Source organism: Amycolatopsis sp. lyj-109 (assembly GCF_046548995.1).
In the GTDB taxonomy this organism is placed as follows: domain Bacteria; phylum Actinomycetota; class Actinomycetes; order Mycobacteriales; family Pseudonocardiaceae; genus Amycolatopsis.
Genome location: NZ_JAJPWR010000029.1, coordinates 98045 through 116496, shown reverse-complemented (window position 1 = coordinate 116496; position 18452 = coordinate 98045). Strand labels below are relative to the sequence as shown.

General features: G+C 70.8%; 14 protein-coding genes. 11 read left to right on the top strand and 3 right to left on the bottom strand.

The window, feature by feature from the left end; translation table 11 throughout:
* Nucleotides 1-303: 303 nt before the first annotated feature.
* On the top strand, nt 304-1086 hold the full coding sequence (locus tag ACLJQF_RS41510) for an alpha/beta fold hydrolase (RefSeq protein ID WP_410615790.1): 783 nt from the start codon (nt 304-306) through the stop codon (nt 1084-1086).
* A complete protein-coding gene (locus tag ACLJQF_RS41505; RefSeq protein WP_410615789.1) occupies nt 1083-1841 on the top strand; it encodes an SDR family oxidoreductase in 759 nt (252 codons plus the stop codon). The genes ACLJQF_RS41510 and ACLJQF_RS41505 overlap by 4 nt, the downstream gene beginning before the upstream one ends.
* On the opposite strand, the gene ACLJQF_RS41500 is transcribed toward ACLJQF_RS41505, so the two are convergent.
* Nucleotides 1826-3367: a transposase gene (locus ACLJQF_RS41500; RefSeq protein WP_410615794.1), complete on the bottom strand. Its 1542-nt coding sequence runs from the start codon at nt 3365-3367 to the stop codon at nt 1826-1828. The genes ACLJQF_RS41505 and ACLJQF_RS41500 overlap by 16 nt on opposite strands.
* Before the next feature lie 153 nt (nt 3368-3520).
* Between ACLJQF_RS41500 and ACLJQF_RS41495 the strand changes: the two genes are divergently transcribed.
* The 5 genes from ACLJQF_RS41495 (at nt 3521) to ACLJQF_RS41475 (ending at nt 10254) form a co-directional block, all read left to right on the top strand.
* Nucleotides 3521-6118: a bifunctional FO biosynthesis protein CofGH gene (locus ACLJQF_RS41495; RefSeq protein ID WP_410615788.1), complete on the top strand. Its 2598-nt coding sequence runs from the start codon at nt 3521-3523 to the stop codon at nt 6116-6118.
* Between the two features lie 76 nt (nt 6119-6194).
* Nucleotides 6195-6722 carry a DUF4232 domain-containing protein gene (locus ACLJQF_RS41490; RefSeq protein ID WP_410615787.1) on the top strand — a complete coding sequence of 176 codons (528 nt, stop codon included), beginning with the start codon at nt 6195-6197 and terminating at the stop codon, nt 6720-6722.
* A gap of 91 nt (nt 6723-6813) precedes the next feature.
* Entirely contained in the window at nt 6814-7668 is an 855-nt protein-coding gene (locus ACLJQF_RS41485) for an arpA protein (protein WP_410615786.1), read from the top strand.
* 16 nt (nt 7669-7684) lie between these two features.
* Nucleotides 7685-8494 carry a class I SAM-dependent methyltransferase gene (locus tag ACLJQF_RS41480; RefSeq protein ID WP_410615785.1) on the top strand — a complete coding sequence of 270 codons (810 nt, stop codon included), beginning with the start codon at nt 7685-7687 and terminating at the stop codon, nt 8492-8494.
* Nucleotides 8491-10254: a choline/carnitine O-acyltransferase gene (locus ACLJQF_RS41475; protein ID WP_410615793.1), complete on the top strand. Its 1764-nt coding sequence runs from the start codon at nt 8491-8493 to the stop codon at nt 10252-10254. Before ACLJQF_RS41480 ends, ACLJQF_RS41475 begins: the two co-directional genes overlap by 4 nt.
* Here the strand turns inward: ACLJQF_RS41475 and ACLJQF_RS41470 are convergent.
* Nucleotides 10243-11166: an alpha/beta hydrolase gene (locus ACLJQF_RS41470; protein WP_410615784.1), complete on the bottom strand. Its 924-nt coding sequence runs from the start codon at nt 11164-11166 to the stop codon at nt 10243-10245. The genes ACLJQF_RS41475 and ACLJQF_RS41470 overlap by 12 nt on opposite strands.
* Entirely contained in the window at nt 11163-11945 is a 783-nt protein-coding gene (locus ACLJQF_RS41465; protein ID WP_410615783.1) for a class I SAM-dependent methyltransferase, read from the bottom strand. The genes ACLJQF_RS41470 and ACLJQF_RS41465 overlap by 4 nt, the downstream gene beginning before the upstream one ends.
* Nucleotides 11946-12143: 198 nt before the next feature.
* On the opposite strand from ACLJQF_RS41465, the gene ACLJQF_RS41460 reads away from it, so the two are divergent.
* The 4 genes from ACLJQF_RS41460 to ACLJQF_RS41445 are packed head-to-tail and all read left to right on the top strand — an operon-like array spanning nt 12144 to nt 18311.
* Nucleotides 12144-14378: a discoidin domain-containing protein gene (locus ACLJQF_RS41460; protein WP_410615782.1), complete on the top strand. Its 2235-nt coding sequence runs from the start codon at nt 12144-12146 to the stop codon at nt 14376-14378.
* Nucleotides 14379-14384: 6 nt separating this feature from the next.
* Entirely contained in the window at nt 14385-16565 is a 2181-nt protein-coding gene (locus ACLJQF_RS41455) for a discoidin domain-containing protein (protein ID WP_410615781.1), read from the top strand.
* A 1-nt stretch (nt 16566) separates the two neighbouring features.
* On the top strand, nt 16567-17262 hold the full coding sequence (locus ACLJQF_RS41450) for a winged helix-turn-helix domain-containing protein (RefSeq protein WP_410615780.1): 696 nt from the start codon (nt 16567-16569) through the stop codon (nt 17260-17262).
* A gap of 41 nt (nt 17263-17303) precedes the next feature.
* Complete coding sequence (locus ACLJQF_RS41445) at nt 17304-18311, top strand: LacI family DNA-binding transcriptional regulator (protein ID WP_410615779.1); 1008 nt, start codon at nt 17304-17306, stop codon at nt 18309-18311.
* Nucleotides 18312-18452 lie beyond the last annotated feature (141 nt).

Sequence of the window (18452 nt, the reverse complement as noted above, 5' to 3'; positions counted from 1 at the left end):
AGCGAGTTATTCCTAGCAGTTTTGGTGGGACACCCACTCAATCGCGATCCGCGAGAGCTTGGTTCGTGTCCCGAGTCTTACCCTGTCACCCGGTTTCCCTGGCGACTTGGAGAACTTTACATGCCCCGAAAGGGCCCGAAACAGGGGGGTCCCTTAACAAGATCAGCGCAGGTCAGGCCGCACGAGGAAGCTCCTCCGCGGCCCAGTCTGCCCCCAACCGTCCGCGAGCGCCAGGGAAAAACATTGCTCCGACTACATTGCATCGCATTGCTCTGACTCAAAGCTCCGCCTAACGTCGGCCGCATGAACCTCGCTTACGACGACCTCGGGAGCGGCCGGCCGGTCCTGCTCGTCCACGGCCACCCCTTCGACCGTTCGATGTGGCGGCCCCAGGCCGAGCGCCTGGCCGAAGCCGGCTACCGCGTGGTCACCCCCGACCTCCGGGGGTACGGGGAGTCCACGAGCCACGACACCAGGACCGGCCTCGACGTCTTCGCCCAGGACCTCGTCGACCTGGCCGACCACCTGGCGCTGGACCGGTTCGTCCTCGGCGGCCTCTCCATGGGTGGCCAGATCGTCATGCAGCTGGTCGCCGAGCACCCGGGCCGCGTCCAAGCCCTCCTGCTCGCCGACACCTTCGCGGGCCTCGACACCCCGCAGGCCAAGCAGGCCCGCTACGACACCGCGGACCGCATCACCGAAGAGGGCATGGAGCGCTACGCCGAGGAGCTCCTCCCCAAGATGATCTCCAAACAGACTCGCGCGACCAGGCCGGACGTCGAGGCGCACGTCCGCGGGATGATGCGCAACGCCCCCAAGGCGGGAGCCGCGGCCGCGCTCAGGGGACGCGCCGAGCGCCCCGACTACACACCCACACTGGAACACGTAAGAGTTCCCACCCTGGTGGTCGTCGGCAGTGAGGACGAGTTCACCCCGGTCGGCGACGCCGAGCTCATCCACCGGATGACGAAGGGTTCGACCCTGGTGGTGATCGGGGGCGCCGGCCACCTGCCTAACCTGGAACGTGAGACCGAGTTCGACGAGGCACTCAGCACCTTCCTGACCGACAGCGGAGCGACCCCATGACCCAGCAGACCGTGTTCGTGACCGGCGCGAGCGCCGGCTTCGGTGACGCCATCGCGCGCCGGTTCGTCGCCGAGGGCGCTCGCGTGATCGCCGTCGCCCGCAGCGTGGACAAGCTGGAGAAGCTGGCCGGCGAGCTCGGGGACGCCGTCCTCCCGGTACAGCTCGACGTCAGCGACCCCGAGGCAGTCAAAAGCGCCATCGCAGGCCTCCCGCAAAAGTGGACCGAGGTGGACGTCCTGGTCAACAACGCCGGCCTGGCCAAGGGCCTCGAGCCCGCCCACCGGGCCGACCTGACCGACTGGGACGAGATGATCGCGACCAACGTCCGCGGGCTCGTGCACGTCACGCGCGCGCTGCTCCCGGGCATGGTCGAGCGCGGCCGCGGCCACGTGATCAACCTCGGCTCGATCGCGGGCACCTACCCCTACCCCGGCGGCAACGTCTACGGCGCGACCAAGGCGTTCGTCCACCAGTTCAGCCTCAACCTGCGCAGCGACCTGCACGGCACCGGCGTGCGCGTCACCAACATCGAGCCCGGCATGGTCGGCGGCACGGACTTCTCCAAGGTCCGCTTCGACGGCGACCAGGCCAAGGCCGACAAGGTGTACGAAGGCACGACGCCGCTGACCGCCGACGACGTCGCCGAGTCCGTCTACTGGACCGCGAGCCGGCCCAAGCACGTGAACATCAACGTCATCGAGCTGATGCCGGTGGTCCAGAGCTTCTCCGCCCTGCAGATCTACCGCGAGAGCTGAAAGAGGTCCGCCAACGCCTGCTGCTCCGGGTCCAGCTCGGTCAGCAGGCGTTTCGCCCGCGGCCGCCCGCCGGTCGACGGGTAGCGCAGCACCAGCTCGCCGATGCCCGCGAGCCTATCCAGCAGCTCCCGCACCGACAGGTTCATCCCCGCCCGGTCGGCCTCGCGCCGCATCAGGTGGGTCACCGTCGCCGCGAGCACCGAGACCAGGCCGTGGGCCGCGATCCGCTGCCGCGTCCACTCCCAGCGCGGGGTCGGGCCGGTGACGGCGGGCCCGGTCAGCCAGCGGAACGTCGATTCGAGGTGGGTGCGGGCCCGGTAGGCGGTCACCACCTCGGCGACCGGCCAGTCCCGGTCGGTGACCAGCACCTGCTTGCCGAAGAACTCCTCGTCCAGCCGAGCCAAGGCAAGAGAATCGATCCGGCGTTCCACCCGGATCTCGCCGGGCCGGTTGCCGCTCAGGACGGCGGTGAGCACGCGCTCGATGCGCCGCCCGCGGGTCACCCGGCCGATCTCGGCGTGGACCTGGGCCCGGTCGCCCCGGTGGGTGCCCGCCGCCAGTGCCTCGGCGAGGCCGTCGAGCTCCCGGGTCGCGGTGGCCAGCTCGTCGGCGAACGCGCGGGACTGTGCCGCGTGCAGCGTCGCCGAGTGGGTCAGGATCACCCGGCGGCGGACGCCGTCGACGACCGCGTGCGTGTCCGACGCCGTGAGCCCGGCGAACCGCTCCGGGTCGACGCGCTTGCGGGCGGACGCCGGCTGGGTCAGCAGCTCCGGGTGGTCGATCAGCGGCAGCGACCCGACGAAGCCGCTGCGTGAGCCGAGGTCCAGCTGGGCTGCCTGGCCGGAGTGGAACACGAGCGTGGCCGGGCCCAGTTCCGCCATGACCGAAGCGAACGTCGGGGCCGTGCCGTCGTCACGCCGGTACAGCCGCGACGCCAGCGGGATGGCGCCGTCGCGGGTCACCCGCAGGCCCGCGCCGGCGAGCACGCCCTGGCAGGCCGACGGCAGCGTGCAGTCCGCCGGGGCGAACGCGGCGAACTGCGGGACGTCGACGGCGAGCGCCGCGTGGTCGTCGAGCGTCGCCAGCACGGCGGTGGCGACGGTCTCCTCGATGCCCGCGATGCGCTCTCGAGTGAGGCGTTCCAGGGCGCGCCACAGGCCATCCACTGTGGACAACCGGGGCCGGACGACGTCCGCGGCCGAGGCCCACCACTCGCCGATCGGTGTCTCCGGGGCGGTCGCGCGGTGCAGGACGGCGACGGCGAGGGTCAGTCCCAGCGGGGGCTTCGCGCGGACGACGTCGTCGACGCGGGCGACGAAGTCCAGCCGGGAGAGCGTCGCCCACACCGCGGCGATGTCGCCGTACGTCCGGTAGGAAGCGGAGGCGGGTTCGCCGCCCGGGACGGCGCGGGCGATCTCGTCGGCCGTGCCGAGGTAACGCTGGGTCACCACCCGTGGCTTGCCGTCCACCCGGGCGGACTCCGCCAGGTAGTAGTACGTCCGTCCGCCGATCTTCTTGCCAACCACCGATGCCACCCTTTAGGTAATACACGCCGGGGCGCTGATCGACAACCACGTGAGCCCGCTGACCTGCGACGACGATCACCCCGGCCGCTCAGCCCGGAGAGGTGCGGAACACACACTGGCTGGTCGCGCGAGGACGGTCCTAGCGTGGTCGGAATGGGACCCGAACCCGACGCCACCACCCCGACCGCCTCCGCGATGCGCCGGGCGCTCGCCCGGGCGCGTGACGGGAAGACACTCGACGTAGCCGAAGCGAGCGTTCTGCTGCACGCGCGCGGTGACGACCTCACCACGCTGTCCGAGTACGCCTCGCGCATCCGCGACGCGGGCCTGGCCGAGGCCGGCCGCGCCGGCGTCATCACCTACAGCCGCAAGGTGTTCATCCCGCTGACCCGCCTGTGCCGCGACCGCTGCGGCTACTGCACGTTCGTCACCGTGCCGGGCCGGCTCGAATCGCCGTTCCTGTCTCCCGACGAGGTCCTCGACATCGCGCGCAAGGGTGCCGAGATGGGCTGTAAGGAGGCCCTCTTCACGCTCGGCGACCGGCCGGAGGACCGCTGGAAGGCCGCCCGCGACTGGCTGGACGCGCACGGCTACGACGACACGCTGTCCTACGTCCGCGCGATGGCGATCCGGGTCCTCGAGGAGACCGGCCTGCTGCCGCACCTCAACCCCGGCGTGCTGACCTGGCAGGACTTCCAGCGGCTCAAGCCGGTCGCGCCGTCGATGGGCATGATGCTGGAGACGACCGCGACCCGGCTGTGGAGCGAGAAGGGCGGCCCGCACTACGGCTCGCCGGACAAGGATCCGGCCGTCCGGCTGCGAGTCCTCGAAGACGCCGGGCGCAGCAGCGTCCCGTTCACCACCGGTGTTCTCATCGGCATCGGCGAGACATTCGAGGAGCGCGCGGACGCACTGTTCGAGATCCGCAAGGTCGCCAAGACCTACGGCGGCATCCAGGAAGTCATCGTGCAGAACTTCCGGGCGAAGCCGGACACGAAGATGCGCGCGACCCCGGACGCCGACCTCGAAGAACTCGCCGCGAACATCGCCGTCGCGCGGCTGGTGCTCGGCCCGAAGATGCGCATCCAGGCGCCGCCGAACCTGATCGGCAACCAGTACGACCTGATGATCCGCGCCGGCATCGACGACTGGGGCGGCGTCTCGCCGCTGACCCCGGACCACGTCAACCCGGAACGCGCGTGGCCGCAGATCGACGAGCTCGCCCGCCGCACCGAGAAGGCCGGTTTCGACCTCAAGGAACGGCTGACCATCTACCCGGAGTACGTCAAGGCCGGCGAGCCGTGGCTGGACCCGCGGATCACGCGGCACGTCGCCGCGCTCGTCGACTACGACACGGGGATGGCGCGCGAGGGCGCGATGCCGGTCGGCATCCCGTGGCAGGAGCCGGACGGCGGCTGGCAGGAGTCCGGGCGCACCGACCTGCACACCGAGATCGACACGAGCGGCCGCACCGAGGACCGCCGCAGCGACTTCGACTCCGTCTACGGGGACTGGAAGGAGATCGGCGACCGGATCAAGACCGGGCCGCAGAAGTTCGACTCGACCGTCCTGGAAGCCTTGCGCAGCGCCGAAAAGGACCCGGCCGGGCTGTCCGACGACGCCGCGCTCGCGCTCCTGTCGGCCGAAGGCAAGGAGCTGGATGCGTTCACGAAGCTCGCCGACGACCTGCGGCGCGAGACGGTCGGCGACGACGTCACGTTCGTCGTCACGCGGAACATCAACTTCACGAACGTCTGCTACACGGGTTGCCGCTTCTGCGCCTTCGCGCAGCGTCGCACCGACGCCGACGCGTACACGCTCTCGCTGGAGCAGGTCGGCGACCGCGTCGACGAGGCGTGGGCCGCGGGCGCGACCGAGATCTGCATGCAGGGCGGCATCCACCCGGACCTGCCGGGCACCGCGTACTTCGACCTCGCGGCCGAGGTCAAGCGCCGTCAGCCGGAGATCCACCTGCACTCCTACAGCCCGATGGAGGTCGTGAACGGCGCTTCGCGGACCAACCTCTCGCTGCGGGACTGGCTGATCAAGGCGAAGGAGTCCGGCGTGGACTCGCTGCCGGGCACGGCGGCGGAGATCCTCGACGACGACGTCCGCTGGGTGCTCACCAAGGGCAAGCTGCCGACGTCGGAGTGGATCAAGGTCGTCACGACCGCGCACGAGGTCGGACTGCCGACGACGTCCACGATGATGTACGGCCACGTCGACACCCCGGCGCACTGGGTCGCGCACCTGAAGCTGCTGGCCCGCCTGCAGCGCGAAGGCCTGGAGAAGCACGGGCGACGCGGGTTCAGCGAATTCGTGCTGCTGCCGTTCATCCACCAGAGCTCGCCGATCTACCTCGCCGGCCTCGCCCGCCCGGGCGCGACCCAGAACGAGAACCGCGCGGTGCACGCGCTGTCCCGGCTGCTGCTGCACGGCATGATCGACAACATCCAGAGCTCCTGGGTCAAACTGGGCACCGAGGGCAGCCGCGCGGTGCTGCAGGGCGGCGTCAACGACATCGGCGGCACGCTGATGGAGGAGACGATCAGCCGGATGGCCGGCGCGTCGCACGGGTCGTACAAGACGATCAGCGACATGCGTGCGCTGGTCGAGCCGCTGGGCCGGCCGCTGGTCCAGCGCACGACGGGGTACGAACGGCCGTCGGCCGAGCGGCTCGCCGCCGCGGAGGCGTCGGACGGCGTCGCGACGCAGGTGCGCAAGCCGCTCCTGCCGCTGCTGACTCCGTGAAACGTCTTGAATGACTCATTCAGGACGCCTGGCGTCCTGAATGAGTCATTCAAGACCTCCGCTACCCTTCCGCGGCATGGGGGTTTCTCGCTTCGCGCCGCTGATTGTCCTTGCGCTTCTCGCGGGCTGCAGCACTCCACCGCCACCGCCGCCGGTGCCCACGCCGGCACCGAGCCCGACGTACGGACCGCCGCCGTCGAGCGGGCTGTCCCTTTCGGTCGGTCAGGTCGAAGCCGGGCTCGGACACCGCGCGAGCGTCCTGACCCTGACCAACCGGGACACCGTGCCGCACAAGGTCACCGGCTACCCGGACCTGAAGGTCCTGGCGGGCGACGGTGCGCCGCTCGACGTCCAGGTCCTGCACGAGACGTCCTACTTCGCCCCCGATCCGGGCCCGCAGGACCTCACGCTCCAGCCGGGCGAGAAGGCGCTGTCGGTGCTCGCCTGGTCGGCGACCGTCACCAGCGGCGACAAGCACACCGGCGCCGCGATCGCGGTGGTCCCGATTCCCGGGGAACCCGTGCAGAAGCAGCCGTTGGAGACTGATCTGGGCACCACCGACACCGTCAAGCTCAGCGCCTGGGCCAGCAGAATCGGCAATTGACGACCGTGTGTCACCGCTCACAAACCGACGGTTGACCAGCAGGCTTCTGTGCTACCTCTGTTCCTTCACCCCGCCGGAAGGGACCTCGACGATGAGCACCTCCGTAGCGCCACTGGAAATGGTCGGCACCGACCGCTACCCGCTCACCGAACCGGACAGTCCTGCCTGGCGGGAGGTCGTCGGCCGCACTCGCGCGGAGCTGGCCGAAGCCGGCTGCAGCGTCCTCACCGACTTCATCCGTCCCGAGCTGCGCGAGGCGCTGCGCGAAGAGTGCGCCGCGCTCGAACCGCACGCCTACACCAAGATCGAACAGGTCAACGCCTACAACACCGCGATCGACGAGCCGCTGCCCGAAGACCACCCCGGCCGGACGATCATGGAACGCGGCAACGCCTTCGTCGCGCGCGACCGCGTCCCGGCGTCGTCGATCATCAGCCGGCTCTACACGAGCCCGTTGTTCCAGCGGTTCGTCGCCGACTGCTTCGGGCTGCCGGAGCTGCACGAACTCGCGGACCCGCTGTCCGGGCTGACGCTCAACGTGATCGCGCCCGGCCGCGCGCACCCGTGGCACTTCGACACGAACACCCACACCGTCAGCATGCTGACGCAGGCCGCCGCCGACGGCGGAACCTTCGAGTACTGCCCGAACATCCGGTCCGCGGCGGACGAGAACTTCGCCGCGGTGCGCTCGGTGCTGGCCGGCGACACCCGGCCGGTCCGGCGCCTGGACCTGCGGCCCGGTGATCTCCAGCTGTTCAAAGGGCGCTTCGCCCTGCACCGGGTCAGTACGGTGGAGGGTGCGATCGCGCGGCACTCGGCGATCTTCGCCTACAGCGAGCGCCCGGGGGTCATCGGCAGCGCGGAGCGGACGCGGCAGCTGTTCGGCCGCGTCCTGCCCGCCCACCTCGCGGAGCGCACCGCCCGCGGCGACGAGCTGCTCGACTGAACCAGGAGCCTGGCCTGTGCCTTTCGACTCGACCGGCAAGATCTCGTTCGACCACATCTACACCGCGCCCGACCCGCGGCCGTTCTTCGGCACGCTGCGCCGCGTGGACTACGGCATTCCCCAGCTGGCGAAGCCGTACTTCGCGAGCCTGATCGCCGAGCACCCCGCCGAGCGCCCGACCGTGCTCGACATCGGCTGCTCCTACGGTGTCAACGCGGCCCTGCAGCGGTGCGACGCGACGATGGACGACCTCTACGCCCACTACACCGACCCGGCTGTGCGCGGACTGGACCACGCGGCGCTGGTCGAGGCCGACCGGAAGCGGACCCGCACCGGCGGCCCGCGGTACTACGGCCTGGACAGCTCGGCCCCGGCGCTCGAGTACGCGCTTTCCGCCGGTTTCCTCGACGAGGCGATCCACGCCGACCTCGAACGCGACGACCCCGACGTCGTCCAACAGAAGCTCCTGGACGACGTCGACCTCGTCGTCTCGACCGGCTGCGTCGGGTACGTCACCGAAAAGACCCTCGGCCGGGTCGCGCGCGGCGCGCGGCCGTGGATGGCGCACTTCGTGCTGCGGATGTTCTCCTACGAGCCGATCGCCGACAGCCTGGCCGAGCTGGGGTACGAAACCGTGGGCGTCAGCGGGGTCTTCCGGCAGCGGCGGTTCGCCTCCGCCGAGGAGCAGGCGCAGATCCTGGACACGCTGAGCGCCGCCGGGGTCGACCCCGGCGGGCTGGAGTCCGACGGGTGGCTCTACGCGCAGCTGTATGTTTCCCGGCCAGCAGGATTGGCCGAGCTCCACCTCCCCGACTCAGAAGGATAACCGTGAGCAGTCCGGAATGGTCCACAAGCACCTTCGGCAACGAGGACCGGCTCCCCCGGGTCCCGCTTCCCACGCTGGAGGTCAGCGGCCGCCGTTTCCTCGAGTGGTGCGCCCCTCTGCTGACGCCGGACGAGCTGGCCGAGACCGAAGCGGCGGTGGCGGAGTTCCTGGCGGGTCCAGGGCCGGAGCTGCAGGCCCGGCTCGAGGAGTACGACCGCGCGCCCGGGGTGCGCAGCTGGCTCGACACGTTCTGGCCGTACCGCTACCTCGGCCGCCGCGACCGGATCGCGCTCAACGCCAACTTCTTCTTCCTGTTCCAGGATTCGCCGCTGGGTCAGGTGGACCGCGCGGCCGAGCTGACCGCGGCCGCCGTGGACTACAAGCTGCGGCTCGACGACGAGCTCGTGCCGCCGGTGCTGCTGCGCGGCACGCCGCAGTCGATGGTGCAGCACAAGTTCCTGTTCTCGGCGACGCGGATCCCCGGTGAAGTCCTGGACAGCGCACGCACGCCGTACCGCGAAGGCTGGGAAGGCCCTTCGCGCGAACGGCACATCGTCGTGTTCCACCGCAACACGCCGTTCCGGATGGACGTCATCGCCGAGGACGGGCGCCCGTACTCGCCCGCGCAGATCGCCGAGGGCCTGCACGCGATCCTCAAGACCGGCCGCTTCACCGGCGAACCGGACACCTTCGCCGGGCACTTCACCACGAAGGCCCGCGCCGAGTGGGCGGCTTCGCGGGCCGCGCTGCTCGAAGCCGGCAACGCCGGCGCGCTCGAAACGATCGAGACCGCGTTGTTCTGCCTGTGCCTGGACGACTTCACGCCGTCGGACACTCTCGAAGCGGGTGACCGGCTGCTGTACGGCGACAACCGCTGGTACGACAAGGCCGTGTCGCTGATCGTGTTCGAGGACGGCACCGCGGGGATCAACGTCGAGCACTGCGAACTCGACGGCACCACCATCCTCGGCTTCACCGACGCCCTCCTGAGCGGCTCGCGTGAGCCGCGGGAGCCGGCCGACGGCGTGCCGGGCTTCGAGGCGGTCGAGTTCTCGCTGACCGGCGAACTCCGTGAAGACGCGCGCGCCGCCGGAGCCGCGTACCGGGCGTACGCGGAGGCCACCGCGACGCAGACGGTGTCGTTCGACGTCGGGGCGAACCGGGCGAAGGAGCTCGGGATGTCCCCGGACGCCTTCGCGCAGCTGTCCTACCAGCTGGCCCACCGCCGCGCGAAAGGCCTGACCGGCGCGACCTACGAATCGATCGCCACCCGGCAGTTCCGGAACGGCCGGACCGAGGCCATGCGGGTCGTCACCCCCGAGGTCGTGCGCTTCGCCGACGTCCTGACCGACGAGAACGCTTCCCTCGACGAGAAGCGCGAAGCGTTCCGTGCCGCGGCCGCGAAGCACGTCGCCCGCGCGAAGGAGTGCCAGGCCGGGGACGCTCCGGAACAGCACCTGTGGGAGCTGCAGTTGATCGGGAAACGCCGTGGGGACACCGAAACCCCGGCGCTCTTCAGCTCGCCGGGCTGGCTGAAGATGCGCGACGACTACCTGAGCACCAGCTCGGCGCCGTCGGTCAACATCCAGTACTTCGGCTTCGGTTCGACCAGCGCGCAGTGCATCGGCATCGCCTACGTGCTGCTGCCGGACCGCTGGAACATCTACCTGAGCACGCCGAAGCACGTCTCGGCGGAGATGTACCGCTTCGCCGACGAACTCGCGCGTGCGGTGCGCGAGCTGCAGGACCTACTGGCCTAGCAGGCGGCGCAGCCAGCTCAGCCGGGCGGCGCGGGCCGCCCGGCTGACCTTCGCCTCCGGCGCCAGCGAGTCGAAGCCGTGGAAACCGCCCGGCCACACGTGCAGCTCGGCGTCCCCGCCGGCCTGCCAGATCCGGCCCGCGTAGGCGATGACCTCGTCGCGGAACGTCTCCACCGAGCCGACGTCCAGGAACGTCGGTGGCAGTCCGGAAAGGTCTTCGGCGCGGGCCGGGGCCGCGTAGGCCGGGACGTCGCCGGTGCCCCGGCGGTCACCGAGGTACGCCGTCCAGCCGATGGTGTTCGCCGTCCGGTCCCACAGACCGCGGCCGTCGAGGTCGACGGCGGACGCCGAGTCGTTGCGGTCGTCGAGCATCGGGCACACGAGCAGCTGGCCGGCCAAGGCCGGGCCGCCGCGGTCCCGGGCCAGCAGCGTCGTCGCCGCGGCCAGCCCGCCGCCCGCGCTGACCCCGCCGAGCACCACCGGGCCGGCGCAGTTCTCGACCGTCCACAAGAGACCGGCGTGGCAGTCCTCGAGCGCCGCCGGGTACGGGTGCTCGGGCGCGAGCCGGTAGCCGGGCGAGACGACGGTCAGGTTCAGGTCCCCCGCCCAGGCCAGCACGTTCCGCGCGTCCTGGCCGAGGTGGCTGCCGGCGATCAGGCCGCCGCCGTGGACGTAGTACAGGACGCCCGCGCTCCCGGTCGGGCGCAGGACGAGCAGCGGGACCTCTCCCGCGTGCTCCTCGGAGACCTGGTGGTCCGGGTACGCGGCCGCCAGTTCTTCGACGGTCCAGTTGTCCGCGGCGTTCAGCTCCCGGCGTCCCGGGATTTCGTCCAGGCGCGACAGTGACGGGCGAAGCGCGCGCAACGCCTCGATGACCGGCGCCAGCTCGGGGTCGAACGGCGGCGGGGTCACGCCGTGGGGTCCGAAACGACGAGCACCAGCGAGCCCTCGAACGACGGCTGCTCGCGGAGCGTGCCGTAGCGGCGTTCCCACGTGCCGTCGTCGAGGTCGTGCTGCAGTTCCGCGGCGAAGCGGTGGTGCACGCGGTCGTCGACGAAGCTCCAGGCCGAGCACGACAGCCGCGCGCCCGGGTCCAGCAGTCGTTCGGGGCGGGCGTAGTAGGCCTCGTTGAAGCCGTCGGTGCAGTCGATCGGGATCGGCACGCCGACGACCGTGGTGTGCCCGCCGAGGCCGTCGGCGATGTCGTCGACCGACGGGTAGCGCCCGGCTTCGGTTTCGATCACCTCGGGCGCGTAGTCGAGCAGCCAGAAGCGGCGCAGCAGATCCGGATCGCAGGTCAGGATCGCGATCGGACCGCGCGTGACGCGGCGCATTTCCTTCAGCCCGGCCCACAGGTCGTTCCACTGGTGGACGCTGAACGTGCTCATCGCACCCTCGAACGCCCGGTCCGGGAACGGCAGCTTCTCGGCGACGGCGTCGACCGCCGGCGGCAGGCCCGCCGGGCGTTGCGCCCGCATCGACGCCGACGGCTCGACAGCGGTCACTTCGCGGTCTTCGGGTTCGTACGCCCCGGCGCCCGCACCGACGTTCAGCACGGTCCGCGCGTCCCCCAGCGCGTCGACGATGTACTGGCCGATGCGGGGATCCGGCTGGCGGTAGTCGGTGTAGACCCCGCCGATGGCGCCGTAGTCGGCGTCCCCGGCGCTCCCGTCCGCACGTCGCTGGCTCATGCCTGAAAACTATCAGCGCGGCCCACCGGCGAAGGCGTTGCTCCGCCGGGCGTAAGCGGACGTCGGACATGCGGCCCAGTCGTCACTTCCTGTCGCAAACTTGCGTAAGTTCGTTCGACTATTGCGATTTCTTGTCCCGCATTCGTATGATCCCGATCACAGAAGTCCCCACCAGCTGCGGAAAGGCCAGTGCCGCCCATGTCTCCCAGCTCTGTCTTCAGCGCGCCCAAATTCCGTCTCGGCGCTCTCGCGTTGGCCGTCACCACGGCGGTGGGCGTCACCGTCGCCGCGGTTCCGGCCGGCGCGCTCGCCGCCGGCCGCGGCGCGACCGTGCCGTTCCTGGAACAGGAAGCGGAAAACGCCGCGACGAACGGGGCGGTCATCGGCCCGGACCGCACGGCGGGCACCCTCGCCGGCGAAGCCTCCGGGCGGAAGGCGGTCACGCTCTCCGGCCAAGGCCGGTACGTCGAGTTCACCCTCACCGCACCGGCGAACTCGATCGATTTCCGCTACAGCGTCCCGGATTCCGTCAACGGCACGATCTCGCTGTACGTGGGCGGCGTCCACGATCGCGACATCGCGCTTACGTCGAAGTGGGCCTGGTACTACGGCTCATACCCGTTCACCAACAACCCGGGCGACGGGCACGCGCACCACTTCTACGACGAGACCCGCGCGCTGCTCGGCACGTCGTACCCGGCCGGCACGAAGATCAAGCTGCAGGTCGACGCAGGCGACGTCCCGGCGACGGTGGACCTGGCCGACTTCGAGCAGGTCGGCGCGGCGGCCGCGCGTCCCGCGAATTCGGTGTCCGTCACCGATTACGGCGCCACTGCGAACGACACGAGCGACGACGCGGGCGCCTTCGATTCAGCGGTGGCTGCCGCTCGCAGTCAGGGCAAGGAAGTCTGGATCCCGGCCGGCACCTTCACCCTCGGCCACCACGTCACGGTGGACCAGGTGACGATCCGCGGCGCCGGGCCCTGGTACTCGGTGCTGACCGGGCCGCGCGCCGGGATCTTCGGCAAGGGCGAGCCGGCGAGCTGCGGCACGCCGACCTACCCCGGCAACCCGGCCGTGCCCGGGACGAGCAGCGCGGTGAAGCTCTCCGACTTCGCCATCATCGGCCAGGTCGACGCCCGCGTCGACTGCGACCAGTCGAACGCCGTCGGCGGCGCGCTGGGCGGCGGCTCGGTCGTGCGGAACCTGTGGCTGCAGCACACGAAGGTCGGACTGTGGCTCGACGGGCCGTTCGACGGGCTCACCGTGTCCGGCAACCGGATCCTCGATCAGACCGCCGACGGGCTGAACCTGCACCAGGGCATCAGCAACACCCTGGTGACGAACAACTTCCTGCGCAACACCGGCGACGACGGCCTGGCGATGTGGTCCGAGCACGACGCCGACCACCACAACACGTTCTCCTTCAACACCGTGCTGCTGCCGATCCTCGCCAACACCATCGCGGTCTACGGCGGGCACGACAACACCGTCTCCGACAACGTCGTGGCCGACACCCAGGACCAGGGCGGCGGCCTGCACATCGCGAACCGGTTCAGCGCGGTGCCGCTGGCGGGCACCACGACGGTCGCGCGCAACACCGCGATCCGCACCGGCGTGCTCGACTCGAACTGGCAGTTCGGCGTCGGCGCGCTCTGGTTCGACGGCCGCGATTCGGCGATCACCGGGCGGCTCGACGTCACGGACAACGACCTGGTGGACAACAACTACGAGGCGATCCAGTTCATCGACGGCGCCACCACGGACGTGCACTTCGACGGCCTCCGGATCACCGGCGCCGGGACGTTCGCGTGGCAGCTGCAGGCGAAGCCGTCGGGGTCGGTGAAGAACGTCGTCGCGACCGGAGTCGGCCGCGCGGGAGTCTACAACTGCCTGGGCCCGGACGCGCTGAGCGGCCTGGCCGACCAGGGCGGCAACTCCGGCTGGACGACGACGTACTGCGGCTCGTGGCCGTCGCCGGTGTACGGCACGGACAACGGCGGCACGACCACCACGCCGCCGACGACCACCACGCCGACCCAGCCGGGCGGGAACCTGGCGCTGCACAAGTCCGTCAGCGCGTCCGGGTCGCAGGGCGGCTATCCGGCGGCCAACGCCGTCGACGGCAACGCGAGCTCGTACTGGGAGAGCACGAACAACGCGTTCCCGCAGTCGTTCACCGTCGACTTCGGCAGCACGGTGACCGTCTCGCGGCTGGTGCTGAAGCTGCCGCCGTCGTGGGGTGCGCGGACCCAGACGATCTCGGTCGACGGCGTCAAGGCCGCGGCGGCCTACCCGTTCGACCCGGCCTCCGGGAACGCCGCGACGGTGACCTTCCCGGCGACCTCGCAGCGCACCCTCCGGCTGACTTTCACCGGCAACACCGGCTGGCCCGCCGGGCAGCTGTCCGAACTCGAAGCCTATTCGTCCTGAGAGGTGATGACGATGTCCCGCTTTCCGGCTTTGCTCGCCGCCGCGCTCGCCGCGTCCGGCCTGACGGTGCTGGCCGGCGCCACTCCGGCCGCGGCGGCCACCTGCCCGAATACCGCGTCCGGCGGCGCGAGCGTGCCGTTCCGGACCGTCGAAGCCGAGTGCTCGGCGACCAACGGCACCGCGGTCGGCCCCGACCACACCCAGGCCAGCGTGGCTTCGGAAGCCTCCGGGCGGCAGGCGGTCCGGATCACCACCGGCCAGTACGTCGAGTTCACACTGCCAGCCGCGGCCAACTCGATCAACGTCCACTACAGCCTGCCCGACGGCTCATCCGGCCGCCTCACGGTTTCCGTCAACGGGACCAAACTGGCGCTGCCCGTCACCTCCCGCTATTCCTATGTGGACACGCCGTGGATCCCGGGCGCGAAGACGCACCACTTCTTCGACGACGCGCGGCTGCTGTTCGGGCAGAACGCCTCCGCCGGGGCCAAGGTGCGCGTGCAGGCCGACTCCGGCGACGTCGGCCAGGCGACCCTCGACCTCGCCGACTTCGAGCAGGTCGGCGGCGCGGGCACGAAACCGTCGGCCGCGCTGTCGGTGACCGACTACGGCGCCACCGCGAACGACGCCTCGGACGACTCGCAGGCGTTCCGCACCGCGCTTGCGGCGGCCCGCTCGCAGGGGCGCGAAGTCTGGGTGCCGTCCGGGCGGTTCGAGATCTCCTCGGCCCTGCAGATCGACCAGACGACCGTCCGCGGCGCGGGCCCGTGGTACACGGTGTTGCACGGCAACAACATCTTCAACAACGGCAGCGCGTCCGGGAGCATCAAGCTGTATGACTTCGCCGTCTTCGGCGACGTGACCGAACGCAACGACGGCAGCCCCGACAACGCGTTCCACGGCGTCCTCGGCACCGGCTCGGTCGTCTCCGGCCTGTGGATCCAGAACACGAAGTGCGGGCTGTGGCTGATGAACGGCGCCTCGTCGAACGTCACCATCGAGAACAACCGCATCCTCGACACCCAGGCCGACGGCGTCAACTTCGACGGCGCCGTCACGAACTCATTGCTGCGCAACAACTACCTGCGCAACAACGGCGACGACGGGCTCGCGCTGTGGTCCAACGGCCAGGCCGACTCGGGCAACACGATCGCGAACAACACCGTCGTGCAGCCGAACCTCGCGAACGGCATCGCGCTGTACGGCGGCTCGAACAACACGGTCAGCGGCAACCTCGTCCAGGACACCAACGCCCTCGGCGGCGGCTACCTGGTCGCGAACCGGTTCAACTCGGTGCCCCTGTCCGGCACGGTGACGCTGTCGAACAACACCGCGCTGCGGGCCGGGGCACTCGACCCGAACTGGCAGTTCGGAGTCGGCGCGCTCTGGTTCGACGCCCGCGACCAGGCGATCACCGGCGTGACCATCCGCGTCACCGGGTTCACCGCGATCCAGAGCCCGTACGAGGCCATCCAGTTCATCGACGGAAACGGCGCGGGCAAGCCGATCCAGGGCATCACCCTCGACGGCGTCTCCGTGCAGGGCGCCGGCACGTTCGTGGCGCAGGCCCAGACGCAGGGGTCGGTGTCGATCAGCAACCTGACCGCGTCCGGCGTCGGCGTGACCGGAACGTACAACTGCCCCTACCCGGCGTCGATCCCGCGGATGACCTTCAGCGGGTCGGGCAACAGCGGCTGGACCGGCACCTGGGGCGACTGCTCGACCTGGCCGGCGCCGAACTCGGGTCCGCCGCAGCCGCCGCTGCCCGGCACCAACCTCGCGCGCGGGAAGGCGATCGGCGCGTCGGCGTCCGTCGGTGGCTTTCCGCCGTCGAACGCGGTGGACGGCAACGCGAGCTCGTACTGGGAGAGCGCGAACAACGCGTTCCCGCAGACGCTGACGGTGGATCTGGGCACGGCGTCGTCGATCGACAAGGTGACGCTTCGCCTGCCGCCGTCGCCGGCCTGGGGTGCCCGCACCCAGACGGTGACGATCTCGGGCAGCACGGACGGCGGCACGTACACGGCGCTGGTGGGCTCGCGCGGCTACGCGTTCGACCCGGCTTCCGGCAACACGGCGTCGGTGTCCTTCGCGACGACGTCGCAGCGGTTCGTGCGGCTGACGTTCACCGGCAACACGGGCTGGCCCGCCGGTCAGGCGTCCGAGTTCGAGGTGGCGGCCGCCTGAGGTGACGAACCGGCACGGCGGCTCGACGGTTCCGCACGGAACCGCCGGGCCGCCGTGCCCTGCATCAGCACTCTCGCTGGCGTTGGGCGCGCTGGGCCACGACGTCGTCCACGCCCCCACCGGCGAGCACGCGCTGACCGCGCTCGGCGACGCCGAGTTCGTCCTCCTCGACGTCATGCTGCCCGGCATCGACGGCTTCGAGGTCTGCCGCCGCATCCGCGCGCGCAGCCGGCTGCCGATCGTGCTGCTGACCGCGCGCGGCGACCCGATCGACGTCGTCGCCGGGCTCGAGTGCGGCGCCGACGACTACGTGGTCAAGCCCGCGGAGCCGCGCGTGCTCGACGCGCGGATCAAGGCGATCGGCCGCCGCGCGCAACCGGCCGCTCCGGAAGCCGGCCTGCTGCGCGTGGGCGGGCTGGAGATCGACGCCGCCGCGATGTGCGTCACCCGCGGCGGCGAGGAACTGGCGCTGACCGCGACGGAGATCCGGCTGCTCGTCGAGTTCGCCGAGCACCCGAACCAGGTGCTGAGCCGTCAGGTGCTGCTCAAGCGGGTCTGGGACTACGGCTACGTCGGCGACTCGCGGATCGTCGACGCGGCGGTCGCCCGGCTGCGGGCGAAGGTGGAGAACGACCCGGCCAATCCGGTGCTGCTGCGCACGGTCCGCGGGCTGGGCTACCGGCTCGTGACGAAGTAGGCCGTCATGCTTTTGCGCTCAATTGCTGTAAAGTTTCAGCCATGACGCGTCGCCTTGCCGAAGTCGCCCGCCAGGTCGGGGTCAGCGAAGCCACGGTCAGCAGGGTGCTCAACGGCCGGTCCGGGGTGTCCGCCAGCACCCGGGCCGCCGTGCTCACCGCGCTGGACGTGATGGGGTACGAGCGACCCACCCAGCTGCGGGGCGAGCGCGCCCGCCTGGTCGGGCTGGTGCTGCCGGAGCTGCAGAACCCGATCTTCCCGGCGCTGGCCGAGATCATGGGCAACGCCCTCGCCCAGCAGGGGTTCACGCCGGTGCTCTGCACGCGGACGGCGGGCGGGGTGTCGGAGGCGGAGTACGTCGAGCTGCTCCTGCAGCAGCAGGTGTCGGGCGTGGTGTTCGCCGGCGGCCTCTACGCGCAGGCGGACGCGCTCCACTCGCACTACCACCACCTCGTCGAGCGCCGCCTGCCGACGGTGCTGATCAACGCGGCGGTCGACCACCTCGGCCTGCCCCAGGTCTCGTGCGACGACGCGGTGGCCGTCGAGCAGGTGGTCGGGCACCTGAGCTCGCTCGGGCACGAGAAGATCGGCCTGGTCCTGGGCCCGTCCGACCACGTGCCCTCGCGCCGCAAGCTCGAAGCGTTCCGGTCCTACGCGGCGAAGCTGGGCCTGCCGGTCTTGGACGAGCTCGTCGAGCACGGGATGTTCTCGATCGAGGGCGGCCACGCGGCGGCGGCCCGCCTGTACCCGCGCGGCGCGACGGCGGTGCTGTGCGCGAGCGACCTGCTGGCGCTCGGCGCGGTCCGCGCGGCCCGGCGGCAGGGCCTGTCGGTGCCGGAGGACATCTCGGTGGTCGGCTACGACGACTCGGCCCTGATGAACTGCACCGACCCGCCCCTGACGACCACCCGCCAGCCGATCGAGGCCATGGGCCGCGCGGTGGTGGAACTGCTGGTCAAGCGGATCAACGGCGGCGAGGTGGCCGCCGAGGAGCTACTGTTCGCGCCGGAGCTGGTGGTCCGCGGGTCCACCGCCCGCCGCATCGCCTGACCCACGACCCCAGGGCGCGACGGCTCACCAGCCGTCGCGCCCTTCCGCATGCCCACACCCAAGCGCCCCAATGTGGCCTTGGGTGCGTCTGACGCACCCAAGGCGGCCTTCGGTGCGTCTGACGCACCGAAGGCCACATTG

What these genes read in the sequence shown, in the direction of transcription:
- ACLJQF_RS41510 (WP_410615790.1), top strand. Translation starts at nt 304, where the DNA reads ATGAACCTCGCTTACGACGACCTCGGGAGCGGCCGGCCGGTCCTGCTC.
- ACLJQF_RS41505 (WP_410615789.1), top strand. Translation starts at nt 1,083, where the DNA reads ATGACCCAGCAGACCGTGTTCGTGACCGGCGCGAGCGCCGGCTTCGGT.
- ACLJQF_RS41495 (WP_410615788.1), top strand. Translation starts at nt 3,521, where the DNA reads ATGGGACCCGAACCCGACGCCACCACCCCGACCGCCTCCGCGATGCGC.
- ACLJQF_RS41490 (WP_410615787.1), top strand. Translation starts at nt 6,195, where the DNA reads ATGGGGGTTTCTCGCTTCGCGCCGCTGATTGTCCTTGCGCTTCTCGCG.
- ACLJQF_RS41485 (WP_410615786.1), top strand. Translation starts at nt 6,814, where the DNA reads ATGAGCACCTCCGTAGCGCCACTGGAAATGGTCGGCACCGACCGCTAC.
- ACLJQF_RS41465 (WP_410615783.1), bottom strand. Translation starts at nt 11,945, where the DNA reads ATGAGCCAGCGACGTGCGGACGGGAGCGCCGGGGACGCCGACTACGGC.
- ACLJQF_RS41460 (WP_410615782.1), top strand. Translation starts at nt 12,144, where the DNA reads ATGTCTCCCAGCTCTGTCTTCAGCGCGCCCAAATTCCGTCTCGGCGCT.
- ACLJQF_RS41455 (WP_410615781.1), top strand. Translation starts at nt 14,385, where the DNA reads ATGACGATGTCCCGCTTTCCGGCTTTGCTCGCCGCCGCGCTCGCCGCG.
- ACLJQF_RS41445 (WP_410615779.1), top strand. Translation starts at nt 17,304, where the DNA reads ATGACGCGTCGCCTTGCCGAAGTCGCCCGCCAGGTCGGGGTCAGCGAA.